Raw genomic sequence first — 15585 nt, 5'->3', positions numbered from 1 at the left:
GCGAGGACGAACCCAAGGCCGGCACCGGCGTCGCCACCAAGAACCCCGCGCACGGGGCCGATCCGAAGGACGGCCCGGCCGCCGCTGACGCCGTCGCCCAGGAGGGCAAGGAGCGCGGCAAGGCCGCCGGGGACGTGGCGGAGAAGTCCGCCAAGGAGACCCGGGGCAAGGAGAGCGAGGACGCGGCAGGCGGCGCGGGCGACAAGAAGTCCGGCGGCGGCGAGAAGGAGTCGGAGCAGGCGCGCTCGGACACGTCCGCCTCCGAGGGCAAGGGCACCTCGAAGGAGGGCTCGGACGGAGAGAAGCCCGGCGGGGAGAAATCCGGCGGGGAGAAGTCGGGCGGGGAGAAGTCGGGCGCGGAGGACAAGAAGACCGCCGGGGACGCTGCCGCCGCGGAGACGTCGAAGAGGGCGGACGAGGAGAAGAAGTCCGAGCCGGACAAGGCCAAGGAGGGCGCGGGGCCACAGGAGTCGCGCGGGCCGAACGCCGAGGGCACGGGCTCGGGCGCCTCGCAGGGGACGTCGGGCGGAGAGGGCTCCGCGGAGACAGGTACGGAGAAGGCCGGGGGCTCGGCGGACTCGGGATCGTCGGACTCGGGATCGTCGGGCTCGGGATCGTCGGCGCCGCCCTCAGAGACTGAAAGCCCCCAGCCGAAGCAGTCGGCGAGCAACTCCGCGTCGGAGAGCAAGGGTTCGGGCGCGCGCAAGGAGCCCCGCGCGCAGAAGCCGAAGGCGCAGGAGTCGCGTCCGGAGAAGCCGCAGGACCAGCCGCAGAAGCAGCAGGCCGCGAAGTCGGAGGAGAAGGACGACTCCGGGGGCAGGGGTTCCCGTACGTCATCGTCACGCGGAGGCGGAAGCCGTGGCGGCGGCCGTGGTGGAGGCGGTGGTGGAGGCGGTGGCGGCGCCAAGGCCGCTCCCGGCGGCGGGAAGAAGAAGGCCGCCAAGGCCACCCCGAACCTGTCCGGCATGGCACCGGAAGAGGGGCTGTCCGCGGCCGGGAACCTCAAGCCGCACCAGGCGGTCGAGGCGATGGACAGCGTCGGCAACGCCGCGGACAAGGACGTCGGCAAGGAGCACAAGCAGCAGGCCTCGAAGCCGCCCGCCATGGAGCGCCCGTCCGGCGCGCCCAAGACGCTCAAGGGGAAGCCCAAGTCCGGCAAGGCGGCCGAGTACAACCAGGACAAGGGCGAGCGCGCCAAGGACGCCAAAGACGAGAAGGCCGAGGTCAAGGGCGGCAAGAACCCCGAGGGCAAGATCAAGGCCGAGGAGGCGGAGGAGCCGGACTTCTTCCAGCAGGTCGGCATGATGGCGGGCAAGGCCATCGGTGAGATCGGCGAGTTCTTCGGCGCGGACGTCAACGCCGATGACCTGGCTGCCCAGTTCGGCGGCATGCCCACCAAGGACGAGGCCCTCAAGGACGCCCAGAACGGCGCGGCGCCCGGCGTCGACATGAAGGGCCAGGGCGACGAGAAGACCGAGGAGCAGGGCGGCAACTCCGAGGCCAAGAGCAAGGAGACCGCCGAGACCGCCTCCGACGACGCCGGTCGCAAGATGGGCGAGGACCAGGTCTATCCGGACGCGCCCAAGGAGAAGCTGGAGGGCAAGGTCCCGGCGGCGGAGGGCGGCGGCAAAGGTGTCGGCGGGGGCGGCGCGGACACCGGCCCGGTGCCGGGGGACGCCGCCTCGGAGGTGGCTGAGAAGAAGCGCAAGCCGCAGTTCAAGAAAGCCATCAGCGACGGCCGCAAGGGCATCGGGAAGAGTCGCGAGAAGAAGGACCAGGACACCAAGAAGGGCCAATCCCAGCACAAGCGGCAGGTCGACAAGGAAGTCGACTCCAACACCAAGCAGCAGACCGGCAAGCGCGAGGGCGTCCTCAAGGACGTCGACAAGCAGCGCGACGACTGGACGAAGGACCAGGACTCCGAGCTGAAGAAGCTCGGCAAGAAGAACTCCGACCGCGAGAAGTCCGTCCGCGACGACGTCGACAAGGAAGAGAAGAAGACCGACAAGGACGTCGAGGACGAGAAGAAGACCAGCGACGAGGACATCGAGAAGAAGGCCGAGGGTGCCGAGAAGGACGCGGAGACGCGGCGCGACAACGACGCGAAGGACTCCCGCAACTGGCTCTCCAAGGCCCTGAGCTGGATCCGGGACCAGTTCATCAAGATGCGCGACGCGATCGTCGGCATCATCAAGGCCGCCCGCGAAGCCGTCGTCGAGGCCATCAAGAGCTTCAAGGAGACGGTCGAGGGCTGGATCGAGGCAGCACGCAAGGGAATCGTCGAACTCATCAAGGAGTTCATCGAGGACCTGATCGAGTTCGTGGTGTCGATGGTCAAGGCGATCATCGAACTCGCCAACAAAATCCGTAAGTTCATCACGGATCTCATCAACGCGGCGATCGAACTGGTCCAGAAGCTCGCCAACAAGCTGAAGAACCTGATCAAGGATCTTCTGGAGGCTCTCGGCAAGCTGCTGAGCAAAATCCTCAGCGTCCTGAAGAAGATGTTCCTGGACTTCATCAAGGCGTGCAAGGAGGCCCTGAAGGCCGTCGTCGACTTCGCGAAGAAGGTCATCAGCGCGTACGGCGAGTTCATGATGATCCTCGTCGACATCCTCCGCGACCCGAAGGGCTGGCTGGCCGGGGCCGGCAGCTCCGCGAAGGACGGGGCGACGAACCACCTCTTCCGCGAGGTCAAGAACGCGGTGAAGGAATGGTTCAACCAGAAGGTCAAGGAGATCACGGGCCTGACGGAGGCCGTCTACAAGAAGCTGATGCAGGGCGGCTGGACGCTGGAGAAGATCGCCAAGGAGGTGTGGGCCGCGATCGTCCCCCAACTCCCCATGATCATCGGCGAGGTCGTCATCACGAAGGTCGTCTCGAAGCTGATCCCGGGCGCGGGCTGGGGCTCGGCCCTGCTGGACCTCGTCCTGGCCGCGATCAACTCGCTGAGCGAGATCCTCAAGGCGATGGGTGCGGTCATCACCTGGCTCAAGTCCGTACGCAAGGGCGGCGCGGGCAAGTTGTTCGCCCAGGCGATAGCGGCGGGAATCGTCGTCATCCTGGAGATGGCCTACGAGTGGCTCCTGAGCGGCATCGGCAAGTACGTCTCGAAGGTGGGCAAGCGGCTGCGCGGCGTCGCCGCGAAGATCGGCAAGGGCAAGGGCGGCAACGGGGACAAGGGCAAGGGCGACGGCGGAAGCGAAGGCAACGACAAGGGGAAGGGCAAGGGCGGGGACAAGGCCAGCCGCAAGGACGAGGCCGGCGACAGGACCACGCCCCCCGGCAGCACCAAGCCCACGGGCGGCAAGGGCGAGAAGGGCGAAACCGGCGGCAAGGGCGACGCCGGAGACAAGGGCGGCGACGGCAGGTCAACCAGCACCCCGGCCAACAACAAGGGCGACAGGGGCAACCGGGACAACACCCCGGACAGCCCGAACAACAAGAACAAGAACAAGGACGGGTCCGGGGACGGCAAGTCCAACAAGCCGGGTGACAAGGACAAGAAGCCCGACGGCAACGACAAGACCCCGAGCAAGAACTCCACGAAGCCCACGTCCCCGTCGACAAAAGACAAGAACGGCAAGCCCAAGGACAAGAACCAGGACCAGAACAAGGACGGGACCGGCAACAAGGACAAGGACGACACCAAGCCGACCCCATCCCCCAAGCCCAAACCAAAACCCAAGCCGGACACCAACAAGGACAACAAGGATCAAGACGGTTCGGGGAAGAAGGACGACCCCGACGGCTCCGGCAAGAAGGACCCGGACAAGACCGGCGACTCCAACAACAAGTCCAACAAGGACAAGACAAAGGACGGAGACGGCAAGAAGGACGACCCGGACAGCAAGAAGGACACCGACTCCGACGGCAAGAACAAGAAGAACGATCCGGACGGCAAGAAGGACAGGGACGGCAAGGGCAAGAAGGACACCGACGGAGACAGCAAGGGCGGAAAGGGGCGCAAGGATCCGGACGGCGACGGCAAGGACAAGGATGAACCCGGCCGCCCCAAGAGCGACAAGGCGAAGGACGAGATCCGGAAGGACGAGGAATCCGCAGCGTCCCAGAAGGCACCCGACCTCCCGAAGGTGCGCTTCGAGACGGAGGACGAGGACCGGCACACCCTGCTCTTCGACGGCCGGGGAAGGAGCGCAGACCTCACCGTCCGGAGTACGCCGACGTCTGTCGCGGAGTACCTGGGGAAGTGGCGCGCGGAGAACGAGAAGCTCCACGAGACCAACCCTGAAGAGGCCTTGAAGGACGGCGCCCTCTTCGACGAGGCCTGGAAACTCTACGAGAAGATCGAGCAGGCCCAGGACGCTCTGCCGAACACGAAGGGCAAGCACGGGCTCACCAAGGGCCCCCTCGGCGACGCCGCGCTGCACGGCAAGGTGTTCAGGATCAGGCTGCGCATGGAGAAGCTCGCCGAAATCCTGGCCGAGCGCGGGGCGAAGAACGACCCGCTCCCGCCGACGATCCTCCCGCCCTTCGTGGACGGCCCGCGCGCCTTCAACTTCAAGGCCAGGTACATCAAGGGGGATGTCGATCCGGGAACCGAGGCGGAGGAGCGCGAGGACGCGCACCCCATTGGCTGGAATGCGCTGTCCGCACTCCCGAACGGACTCGAGGAGCGCAAGTCGGACTGGGTTCGCATGCACATGCTCCCCGCCGGGCTGGGGGGCCATGCGAGCACATCCAACTTGGTTCCTGCACGAAAAGGGCACAACACCCGGGCGATGCACGCCGTGGAGCACGATGCCCAGCGGGCCATCGGGAAACCGGTCACGTACGGCCAGAGCACCCCACTCAATTCCGAGACGATGATCTGGTACAAGGTCAACATCGCTTGGGGGCATCGCGCGTACCCGGGATTCCCGAGCCGCGTCGACGTGAAGTGGGGCGGTTACAAGCGCGACGGGAGCACGTGGAAGGAGAAGTCACCCGGAACCCACGGAACATGGGGAGAGAACTTCGCGGTGCCGAACCTGACGGGCTCGAATGTGGTCGACCTCAAAACCGCCGAGCCTAAAGAGCTCAAGAGTCTCGGCTTGAGCGACTACTTCGCAACGGCTGTGCGAAAGCTGGTGCGCGCAAACGCCGGCGACGCCTCCTACGGCAAGTCAGACCTCATTGCCGACTTGGAGGACATGGCGGATCTGGCTTCGGGATCCCAGGGAAGTCAGGAAATGACGCAGGCACGGAGAGAGGCGATCGCAGTCCTGACAAGAGAGTCGGCTCGGATCGCACTCTGACGCGACGCCACATTACGGAGAAGGGTTGACGCATGAGCGAGTTCTTGGAGTACGAGCAGAATTGGGTGGACACACTGGAGGAATTGAAGTCCTGCCCGGAGATTCACACCACCCACGACATTCGGGGTGACCTCAAGCTGAGGTTTGGCGATGCCGATCGGGTGTTCAAAAGGATTGCCAACTTGAGTGGGGTCACGCTTCCCGACGCATGGAAGCCCTACTACCTACGGTTCGCGGGCATCGGGTCATGCTGGTCTTTCGGCGGGGACTCACCGGGGCACTTCGGAGGTGAGTTCCACGTGACGAACCTCTTCGAGACCACCCTCACGCCCTCCCCGGCCGAGGCATGGTCAGGAATCCCGGGACTGTCCGAGGAATTCCTCGAGGAACTGCACCCTTTCGACGGAACTCCCACCACCGGGGTGGGGCACCTCGCACTCCTGCGCCTCACCAAGGGCGCTTCCGATGCCGAGGTCTGGTTCCACGCCAGCCCGTACGAGCCGCACCGGATGGATCTCGACTACCCCACTTATCTGGAAACCCTGCGGATCACCAAGGGGGCCTTCTGCTGGCAGTACTTGTTCGTGGATCCGGCAGAAGTCGACCTGTCGAGCGAGGAGTTCGCGAGCGCAGCCGGGCTGCTGACACGCATGCTGGAGACCTTCCCGCGCGTCTTCCCCGAGCATGACTACTCCGACCTTCAAGCTCGCCTGGAGGCCCGCCTGTGACCCGCTACGCCGACATGCCGGACATAGCGTGGCCTGCGTGACGTCCGCCCTTGACGTTTCCCATCCCTGACCGGGATACGGCGACAGGGCTGAATTTGCCGGGCGCGCCCCCGGCAAATTCAGCCCGCACTGCCTGCGCCGACAGGCTCACGCGGTCAGCGCGGAGGCCCTGCTTTCGGCAGCTCGCGGTTCGAGGACGCGTTCGGCCAAGTATCCGAGCAACAGCCCGAACACCGTCCACAGCACCGCCTGGATGCCGATGGAGGCCAGGCGGAACTCCCACAGGTCGGTCGCCGGGAACCCTCGGGGCACGTTGTCCCCGGAGGGCAGGACCACCATCGCCAAGGTCACCGCCGCGACGAAGGCACCGCCCGCGGCGACGGAGGCGTTCCAGTTGCCCCACGAAGGCGCCAGGCGACGGCCGAGCAGGACAGCCAGGGTCGCAAGGAGCACGCTGAGCGCGATCATCAGGAAGAACAGAACGGTGCGATCGCCGATGGTGTCGGGGTTGCCGACCGCAGGCGGGCTGGCCGGATACTTCAGCATCGGCACCAGGTACACCGTCAGGAACGCGGCGAGCGCGGTCAGCGCGGCGGTGGCACGCGGTCCGAACCGGCCGATGCGGCCGAGAGCGAAGCAGAACGCGAGTGCGGCGATCCCGCCGACCGCCACCCCGAACACCAGCATCCCGGTGGCCAGGCCTGCCGTCGACTGCACGGATCGGCTGACCAACTCCTCACCGCCGGCCTCGTGATGGGCGCCCGCGGATTCGAAGGCGATGGCCGCGTCCACCGGGCCCTCGCCCACCAGATACGCGAAGATCAGCGCCGCTGTCCCGGCGCCGAGCCCCGCAAGCATGCCGCGCACCAACAGGGCGCGTACGACAGTGGAGTTCATTTGCGTACCGCCTGTCTCAGTGGCACGGGAAGCCGAGGAGGTGGCGTGCGTCGTGCACCCACTCGTGCACGCCCTCGCCGGACAGTGCGGAGACGGCGCCCTGTTCGGCGCCGACGAAGTACAGCAGGACCAGCATCAGAATGCCGACGAACACCGCCCACGGGGCAACGGACCGCAGCGGCAGCGGCGTTATGGCCTGGGTGACGGGGGTGGGGTTGGGGGCAGCGGTGGACTGCGCCATGGCGAGACCTCCTCGGGAACACGCGTCCCGCATTGTTGGAGCACTCGACGACAGCACCGGGTCTGACTCACCGCCGCCTCTGATCGAGGGGCGGCACACAGTGGCGCGACCGTACCGGGCTTTCACCGGACTTCCTGGCGCCGTCGTCCTTGTCACCCAGATCGTACGGGCAACGCGGGGGCCCGCCAATATGGCCTGCGCCACCTACGATGAACCGACCTCGCACCCGGCGAAAGGCGCCTCGCACGCATGACCGTCCGACTCACGCTGCTGTGCGCAGCCGCATCGGCAGAACGCACGCTGCGTTTCGGCGACTTGGGTGACTCGGGTGACTTGCCGCCGGACGAGCGGGAGTTGCGGCAGGCCCAGACGGTCGCCGCCGCCCTTCCCCAGGCCGCCGCCGTGTTCACCGGGCCCTCCCGGCGATGCCGCCGGACGACGCGGGCAGTCAGTCGGGGGCAAGCCATCGTGGAACCCGCCCTGCGCGACGTCGACATGGGCCGCTGGGACGGCCTGACGCCAGAGGAAGTCGCGGCCGAGGACGCGGCGGCGTTCAGGGCCTGGATGACGGACCCCGAGGCCACCCCGCACGGCGGCGAGTCCGTGAGCGGCCTCTGCCAACGGATCGCCTCCTGGCTGGACGCACTGCCCGCTGATGTCGGCCGCATGCTGGCCGTGGTCGACCAGGCCGTGGCACGCGCCGCGGTGATCCACGCGCTCGCGGCACCACCGCAGTCGTTCTGGCGCGTGGACGCACCGCCGCTGTCGGCCGTCCAGCTCACCGGACGCAGCGGACGGTGGAATCTGCGGATGGGGAACGTCGCCCTGCCCTCGGAGCCCGAAGACGCCGAGTGATCCGAGACCCGGCTGCCGCCCGCCGGAGCCAGCGGGGGTGGCTCTGACCGAGCGCGAGGAGAAGAACAGCGAGGAGAAGAACAGCGTCGCCATCGCGTCCAACGAGTTGTTCTTCGGCTGGACGAAGGCGTCCACCGCCCCCTGTCCCTGCGCGGTGATCGTCGACCCCCTGACGTTCAACGGCACGATCATCGAGACCGGCACCGGCTCCTACTTCCTCGCCGGCACCCGAGCACGAACCGAACAGCCCGCCAAGGCGGGACAGGCGGACAGCAGTCCGCAAACTGCCGGCTCCGCCGTTGCCGACCGTTGTGTCGGCCAGCCCACACCAGGCACTCGGATGCGACCACCGCGATCGCTGAGGTCAGCTGTGCCGCCGTCCCGGCCTCAACTGGCGTCAGGCCACTGCGTGGTGGCGCCGTCGGCGCTTTCTGGGATCAGTGACTCAATGGCGGCCTTCAGCGGCGGGTTCTGTTCGCCCCGCACACCCCAGAGTTCCGCGAGGCAACCATCATTGCCGCATGTGCCGGAGCCGAGGACGTCACCTGGGACCACGCGGGTCCCTCGTGAGGCGTAGGCGATCATCTCCTCGAAGGTCCAGCTCATGTTGGACAGCACGTCCCGGCCGACCGTCTCTCCGTTCACCTCGGCGGTGAACTCCAGCCGCAGGAAGCCTTCAGCGTCCCTGTGAGATCCCAGTTCGTCGGCGGTCACCAGATACGGGCCCAGCGTGGACGCCGTGTCCTTTCCCTTGCACGGCCCGAGGCCGACCTTCATCTCTGCCGCTTGGACGTCGCGGGCCGGCCAGTCGATGAAGAGGGTGTATCCGACGATGTGCTCCCGTGCCCGTTCGGGGCGGTCAACGCCGCGCGTCTCGCCGTCAACGGCGACGGCTCGCACCGGGTCAGCCTCCTGTCGCGTCCGCGTCACCTCACCTGCCTCGCCGGCAAGTTGTACGGACACAGAACGTCTCGGGCAGGACTTCGCCTCGGTGGCGGAACGGTTCGCGATGTCCTGGCGCCTCGACCCCGTCGCCGTCGCCGTGGTGTCCAACCACCTGGACCACCGGTCGTCCTTGCCCGCTACATGCAGGTGCTCTCGGACGACCTGTGCAAGGCGCTCGACGGGCGGGCGATCAACATCCACCACTCCTTCCTGCCGAGCTTCAAAGGGGGCCAAGCCCCCTATCACCAGGCACATCGGCGGGGCGTCCAACTCGTCGGGGCGACAGCCCACTACGTCACGGCGGACCTCGACGAAGGGCCGATCATCGCCCAGCAGGTGATCGAGGTCGACCACGCCCACGGCCCGGAGGACCTCGTGGCGATAGGCCGCGACGCCGAGGCCTCAGTCCTCCGCTGAACGCTTGCTCAGCCGTCGTGCTCCGTGGGCAACTCCCGGAAACGGGCTGCCAGTTCACTGCGTGAGCGGATGCCGAGTTTCGAATAGATGTGAGTCAGGTGGTACTGGACGGTCTTGACGGAGATGAACAGCTCCAGGCCCGCCTGCTGGTTGGTCGCGCCGGCCGCGACCAGGCGGGCCACGGCCTGTTCCTGCGGAGTGAGGCGGGACAGGCCGGGGGCGAGACGTGCGGTGTGCAGGCCGCCCGCCTTGAGTTCGCGGTCGCAGCGTTCGACGTACGTACGGGCGCCGAGCGCGGCATACGCGTCACGGGCGTTCTTCAGGACGGTGTCGGCCTCTCGGCGCTTCCCTGCGCGGCGCAGGGTCTGGCCGTACGCGAAGTTGACCCGGGCGCGGTCGTACGGCAGGGGAAGGTGGTCGAGGTGGGCGAGGGCCTGCTCGAACACCTTGCGGGCGGTGTCGATGTCTCCCTGGGCGGCGGTGAGTCGGCCGCGGGCCAGGCCGAGGCGGGCCATGGCGGCGCGGCGGGTGCGACGGGCGGCCAGGTCCTCGTACGGGGCGAGGAAGGCGTCGGCCTCGTCGAGCCGGCCGGTCATCACCAGGGCGTTGGCGTACACGTCGGGCCAGGGCCAGAAGCCGGGCTCGTCGACGGACACCCGCTGCGGCAGGTGGACGACCGGGGACAGGGCCTCCACGACGCGTTCGTAGTCGCCGCGAGCCTCGGCGACCTGGGCGCGGGCCAGACAGGACGGGACCAGCATGACCTCGTACTGGTGCGGGGTCGCGAGGGCCTCGCCCACGTGGTGTTCGGCCGCCTCCCAGTCGCCCCTCAGGGCGTGGATCTGCGCTCCGGTCCAGTGCACCAGCGGGCGGGACAGCTCGATGCGCACCTCGGCCAGGCGGTGGGCGGCTCTCTGGACGGTCTCCAGGGCCTCCGGCCAGGCGCCGAGTGCGAACTGGGTACGGGCCAGCCAGCCCTGCGCCCACAAGGAGATACGGATGGAGCCCAGCCGATAGCTGGTGGGCACGGCCGCTTCGAGTCTGCGGCGGGCGGCCTCCGGAGCGTCGAGGGCGAGGTCCACCCAGCCTCGGCCGAGCTGAAAGCGCTGGGGCTGCGCGCCGCTGGGAAGCTTGGCGGCGGCCGACTCGTAGGCGGCCAGGGCTTGTTCGGGTTGGCCCGCCATGGCCAGGCCGAGCCCGAGCACAGCCTCGGATTCGATCGCCGAGGGGTCGCCGGGGTCGGCGAGCTCGATGGCCCGGCGGGCCCAGGCGACCACGTCGCCGCCGTCGAAGCGGCCGAGGGCGTGCAGGACACGGCGCTGGCAGATCCTGGCCATCAGGTCGGCGTGCCGCGCGGGGTCGCAGCGCTCCCAGGCCTGGGCCAGGAAGGCGTCGGCCTCGGCCGGGCGGCCGCGCATGATGGCCAGGTAGCCGAGGACGGTCCCCCGCAGAATGTCCTCGGGGAAACTCTCCAGTTCCGCGGCGAAGGCCGTGGCCTGCGCTACGTCGCCTGCGCCGATCATCGCGTCGACGGCCCGCAGCAACCGGTCCTCGCGTACGGCCCGCGCCGTGCTGAGGCGGCCGGCCCGCACCAGGACGTCGGCCACCGCCGACCACTCGCCGGCGGAGGCCCGCTCGGCGGCGTAGGCGTCGAGTTCGTCGGCGAGCGCGTCGTCCGCCCTGCTGGTGGCGGCGACCCGGTGCGCAAGGCGGCTGCCGCGGTCCTCGGTGACCTCGGCGGCGCGGTGGTGCAGATCGGCGCGGTGCGTGAGCGGGATGCCGGTGAGTACGGCAGCCCGGACCAGAGGGTGCGGGAAGGACAGTTGGGTGCGTCCCGGGTCGACGGTGGGGGTCAGAAGGCCCGCTGCCCGTGCCTCGTCGACCGCGGGCAGGGCGTCGGCGACGTCAGCCAGTTCGGCGGTCTCGACGGCTTCGGCGAGGGAGGCGTCGTTACCGAGGACGGCGCAGGCCTCGACCAGCAGGCGGGCGCTCCGACCGCACTGGGCCAGCCGGTGGCGTACGGCTGCGGCGTACCGGGCGGGCGCGGGCAGTTCGGGACGCCAGTCGTGCCAGGTGTCGCGGGGCAGTTCGCGCAGCAGCTGGGTGAGGTGGCGGGGGTTGCCCAGGGTGTGGCGGCACAGGTGGCGGGCCGATGCCAGATCCAGGCTGAGGCCGTTGACCTCGCGGGCGAGGGTCCGGACGTCCTCGGCGGTCAGTGGCCCGGGACACAGGGCGACGTCCTGGCAGCCGTCGAGGACCTCCAGGGTCCGCAGCGCCGACGGTGGCAGCTCGGCGTGCGCTCTGCGGGTGTCGTACAGCTCGTACGGCTCGTCCCGCGCGATCAGGACGACGAGCACCCGCTCGTCCGACATCCGGCGCACGGCCGAGCGAATGGCCCGCAGGCTCTCCGCGTCGGCCCAGTGCCCGTCGTCGACGACCACAGCCAAAGGCTCCGTCTCCTGTGCGGTCGCCCACTGGCGGTGCAGGATCCGGCACGTTTCGAGTACGGCGTCCGGGGCCGCGGGGTCGGGCAGTGAGGTCCCGTCGCCGTGGGCGCGCAGGAGCTGGTCGGCGACGCCGAGCGGCAGGTCCGACTCCCACGGGACCCCGGTGACGCGCAGCACCCGAAGTCCGCCGGGGCGGGCGCGCTCGGCCTCCAGGACCTGCTCGACCAGGGCCGTCTTGCCGATGCCCGCCGGTCCTTCGACCAGCACCAGGGCGGGGTGCCCCGTGCGGGCGGCACCGAGCGGGCGAGTCAGCGCGGCGACCTCGCCGACCCGCCCGATCAGGCTTCGCTGCAGCTCAGGGCGGTCATTCATGTGCCAGCACGCTAACACCGCCGCCCGCCGGACGGTCCGGTACGGAGGCGGCTTGTGCGGAGGCCGGTTCGGCGCTCCAGCGCGGGACGAGGCAGGTCACCAGGGTGCCGAAGACGGCGACGCCGGCGAAGACGTAGAAGGCGTGCCGCGCGGAGAGCCCGGAGCTCATGAGCGCCCCTCCCACGAGGGGGCCGCCGATGCCGCCGAGCCGGCCGAACCCGGCGCACCAGGCGACTCCGGCCGCGCGGGCCACGGTGTCGTAGTAGGTGGCGACGAAGCCGTAGATGAGGACCTGCGTGCCGATGGTGCCCACACCGGCGACCGCGACCAGGGCGAGGAGGGCGCCGAGCGGCAGCCCGAGCGTGAGCAGGCCGAGGGAGACGGCGGCCAGGACGAACATCGTGGCGATCACCCGTCGCGGGCCGTGCCGGTCGGCGGAGCGCGAGGCGATCAGTCCGCCGACGATGGCACCGCCGTTGAGGGTGAGCAGGAAGAGCAGGGCGTACGACGTGCCGAAGCCGCTCTGGGCCATGATCTCGGGCAGCCACGTGTTGAGGGCGTAGGTGAGGAGCAGGCCCGAGCAGCTCATCAGGCCGAGGAGGAAGGTGGCCAGGGCGTAGCGGCGGGTGGCGAGTGCGGCGAAGCCCACCTTGGCCTTCTTCTCCCCCACGCCCGGTGCGGGCTCGACCGGTGCGGACTCGACCGGTGCCGTCTCGGGCAGGGAAACACCCGTGCGCTCGGCGGCCTCTCGGGCCCGTACTGAATGTCCGCGGGCGAGCAGCCACTTGGGCGACTCGGGCAGCCGCAGCAGAGCGGCGGGCAGGAGCAGGACGAGAGGTGCGGCGCCGAAGAGGAACAGCAGTCGCCAGCCGTCGCCGCCGGGCGCGAGCAGCGCGAGCAGGGCCGCGAGCACGCCACCGGCAGGGACGCCGCTGTAGACAATCGCGTTGTACACGTTGCGGCGGTGGGGCGGGGCGAATTCGGCGATCAAGGCGCCGGCGGTGGCCACGAGCGCGCCCACTCCGATGCCGGTGAGGAAGCGCAGGACGCCGAAGACGGTCACGTCGGTGGCGAACGCGCTGATCCCCATGGCGATCGAGAACCACGTGATCCCCGCCAGCATGACGCGGCGCCGTCCGATGCGATCGCCGATGGCGCCTGCGATGAGGGCGCCGACCATGACACCGATGAGCGCGTACGAGCCGAGGGCGCCGGCCTGGGCCGTGGTGAGGTGCCCGAGCTGGCTCGGGTCGCGGAGGAGGACGGGGACGACCGTGCCGTAGACGACGAGGTCGTAGCCGTCGAAGACGAGGGTGGCGGCGGTGATGGCGACGATCCAGCGCAGGGCGGCGCGGTGCCGTGGGTCGGTGGATCTGTGCTGTGGAGTGTTCATCGGGGACCCCAGGTTCTGTGAGCGGACGGGGACTTCACGCCGCCGCCCGGCGACGGAAGCCCGCATTCGCCGCCGCCCGGCGACGGAAGCGGGCGGAGGCCGGGCGGCGGCGTGCGGGCAGGGCGGGGCGAACTGCATGAAGTACGTGGGGAGTTGAGGGAGCGACACGGTGTGGGGACGGGGGTGCGCGGTCAGCCGAGGTCGCCGCCGGCCACGGGGAGCACCGTGCCGGTGATGTAGGACGCCTCTTCGGATGCGAGGAAGCAGATCGCTGCGGCCTGCTCGTCGAGCGTGCCGTAGCGCTTCAACAGGCTTGCGGCGAGGGTCTGGTCGATGTGGGCCTGGAACCAGTCCCTCTCCTGGGCGGTTCGAGGTGTCGGGGTGCCGCGGGAGATCTTGCGCGGGGGCGCCTCCGTACCGCCCGGTGCTGTCGCGACGACCCGGACCCCGGCGTCGGCGTATTCGAGGGCGAGCGACGCGGTGAGCGCGTTGACGCCGCCCTTGGCCGCGGAGTACGGGATGCGGTGGATGCCGCGGGTCGCGCACGAGGACACGTTGACGATCACCCCGTGCCCCTGTTCCGTCATCGACGGGAGTGCCGCACGGCAGGACCACAGGGTGGTCAGCAGCGAACGGGTGATCTCCGCCTGGATCTCCGCGGCGGTGAACTCGGTGAACGGCTTGAAGTTGATCGCGCCGCCCACGTTGTTGACCAGGACGTCGATCCGGCCGTGGTGCCCGAGGGCGGCGGTGATCGCGGCCTCCGCCCCGGTGTACGACTCCAGGTCGGCCGGCACGGCGTGCGCGCCGAGTTCGGCGGCCGCCTCGTGGACGAGTTCGGACCGGTCGACGAGGGTCAGCCGGGCGGACTCGGCGGCCAGCCGTCGGGCGACCGCGAGGCCGATGCCCTGGGCCGCGCCCGTGACCACGACGTTCTTTCCGGCGAACCGGTCTGCGTGGACGGTGGTCACGCTCATGCGGCAGCCTCTGCCGTATCGCGCGGGTCGCTCGCGACGGCCGGGGTGAACTTCTCGTAGTGGAAGCTCGCGGGTCGCACGCCGAGGGACGTGATGTGGCCGCGTACGGCCTCCACCATCGCGGGCGGGCCGCACAGGTAGACGTCCGCGTCGCCGTGGTGGAGAGTGCCGGTGTCCATCAGGCCGGTGACAAAGCCCTTGTTGCGGGCGGTACTTGCCGGGTCGGCCACGCAGTGGTCGAACGTGAAGCCGGGGACGACCTTCGCGTAGTCCTCCAGGGTGTCCAGGTGGACGAGGTCCTGGTCGGTGGTGACGCCGTAGAGCAGATGGACCGGGTGGGCGGGCGGCTCCGTGCTCATCCGCTCCAGCATGGACAGCAGGGGCGCGAGTCCGGTGCCGCCGGCCAACAGCAGGGCTGGGCGGGCGAGTTCGCGCAGGTAGAAGCTGCCCATCGGGCCGGTGAGCGCCATGCGGTCGCCCACCCGGCCACGCTCGGTGAGATACGCGGACATCGCCCCGCCCGGCACGATCCGCACCAGGAAGGACACCTGGCGCCGGCCGGGTCCGGAACTGAAGGAGTACGAGCGGCTCTGGTCGGTGCCGGGCACGGCGATGTTGACGTACTGGCCGGGCAGGAAATCAAGGGCGGCGCGCTCGTCCAGGTCGAGGGTGAACCCGACGGTGGTGGCGGAGTGGTGCTCGATGGCGGTGACCGTCGCCGAGTGGGTGGCCGCGCCGGTCTTCGCCGCCGCGGAGGACGAGGGGATGCGCAGCACGAGGTTGCTGTGCGGGGTCATCTGGCAGGGCAGGCAGTAGCCGCTCGCGGCCTCGTCGTCGGACAGCGCCTCGTCGATGTAGTCACCGCCGTCGTAACTCCCCGACTCGCACAGCGATTTGCACGTGCCGCACGCGCCGTCACGGCAGTCGAGCGGGATGTTGATGCGGGCCTTGTAGGAGGCTTCGGCGACGGTCTCGTCCGGGCGGCACTCGATGAACCGGGTGATGCCGTCCTCGAAGCTCAGGGCGACCTGGAAGGACATGCTGGTGCTCATTTC

9 protein-coding genes and 3 pseudogenes are annotated in these 15585 nt (G+C 69.3%); 5 read left to right on the top strand and 7 right to left on the bottom strand.

The features are described from left to right. Both GUY60_RS09955 and GUY60_RS09950 read left to right on the top strand, forming a co-directional pair. On the top strand, positions 1-5258 hold a 5258-nt coding region (locus tag GUY60_RS09955; protein WP_161696023.1), incomplete at its 5' end, for a hypothetical protein. 32 nt (positions 5259-5290) lie between these two features. Continuing rightward, positions 5291-5986 carry a hypothetical protein gene (locus tag GUY60_RS09950; protein WP_161696021.1) on the top strand — a complete coding sequence of 232 codons (696 nt, stop codon included), beginning with the start codon at positions 5291-5293 and terminating at the stop codon, positions 5984-5986. Between the two features lie 147 nt (positions 5987-6133). On the opposite strand, the gene GUY60_RS09945 is transcribed toward GUY60_RS09950, so the two are convergent. After that, on the bottom strand, positions 6134-6883 hold the full coding sequence (locus tag GUY60_RS09945) for a CbtA family protein (RefSeq protein ID WP_161696019.1): 750 nt from the start codon (positions 6881-6883) through the stop codon (positions 6134-6136). A 16-nt stretch (positions 6884-6899) separates the two neighbouring features. Next, entirely contained in the window at positions 6900-7124 is a 225-nt protein-coding gene (locus tag GUY60_RS09940; protein ID WP_161696017.1) for a CbtB domain-containing protein, read from the bottom strand. Positions 7125-7373: 249 nt separating this feature from the next. Between GUY60_RS09940 and GUY60_RS09935 the strand changes: the two genes are divergently transcribed. Both GUY60_RS09935 and GUY60_RS38495 read left to right on the top strand, forming a co-directional pair. Next, positions 7374-7979: a histidine phosphatase family protein gene (locus GUY60_RS09935; RefSeq protein WP_161696015.1), complete on the top strand. Its 606-nt coding sequence runs from the start codon at positions 7374-7376 to the stop codon at positions 7977-7979. Positions 7980-8022: 43 nt separating this feature from the next. Beyond that, positions 8023-8232, top strand: a pseudogene (locus tag GUY60_RS38495) (IS21-like element helper ATPase IstB); the annotation flags it as partial. 209 nt (positions 8233-8441) lie between these two features. On the opposite strand, the pseudogene GUY60_RS09925 reads toward GUY60_RS38495, so the two are convergent. Then, positions 8442-8879: pseudogene (locus tag GUY60_RS09925) on the bottom strand (fumarylacetoacetate hydrolase family protein); the annotation flags it as partial. Between the two features lie 168 nt (positions 8880-9047). Here GUY60_RS09925 and GUY60_RS09920 point away from each other — a divergent pair. Continuing rightward, positions 9048-9335 (top strand): annotated as a pseudogene (locus GUY60_RS09920) (formyltransferase family protein); the annotation flags it as partial. Between the two features lie 14 nt (positions 9336-9349). Here the strand turns inward: GUY60_RS09920 and GUY60_RS09915 are convergent. The 4 genes from GUY60_RS09915 to benC form a co-directional block, all read right to left on the bottom strand. Continuing rightward, a complete protein-coding gene (locus tag GUY60_RS09915; protein WP_161696013.1) occupies positions 9350-12160 on the bottom strand; it encodes a helix-turn-helix transcriptional regulator in 2811 nt (936 codons plus the stop codon). After that, a complete protein-coding gene (locus GUY60_RS09910) occupies positions 12153-13553 on the bottom strand; it encodes an MFS transporter (RefSeq protein ID WP_161696011.1) in 1401 nt (466 codons plus the stop codon). The genes GUY60_RS09915 and GUY60_RS09910 overlap by 8 nt, the downstream gene beginning before the upstream one ends. Positions 13554-13744: 191 nt before the next feature. After that, on the bottom strand, positions 13745-14530 hold the full coding sequence (benD, locus tag GUY60_RS09905; protein ID WP_161696009.1) for a benzoate diol dehydrogenase BenD: 786 nt from the start codon (positions 14528-14530) through the stop codon (positions 13745-13747). Then, complete coding sequence (gene benC / locus GUY60_RS09900; protein WP_246234613.1) at positions 14527-15582, bottom strand: benzoate 1,2-dioxygenase electron transfer component BenC; 1056 nt, start codon at positions 15580-15582, stop codon at positions 14527-14529. The genes benD and benC overlap by 4 nt, the downstream gene beginning before the upstream one ends. Positions 15583-15585 lie beyond the last annotated feature (3 nt).

The organism is Streptomyces boluensis (assembly GCF_009908195.1).
Classification (GTDB): Bacteria; Actinomycetota; Actinomycetes; order Streptomycetales; family Streptomycetaceae; genus Streptomyces; species Streptomyces boluensis.
This window is presented reverse-complemented; position numbering and strand designations above follow the sequence as displayed.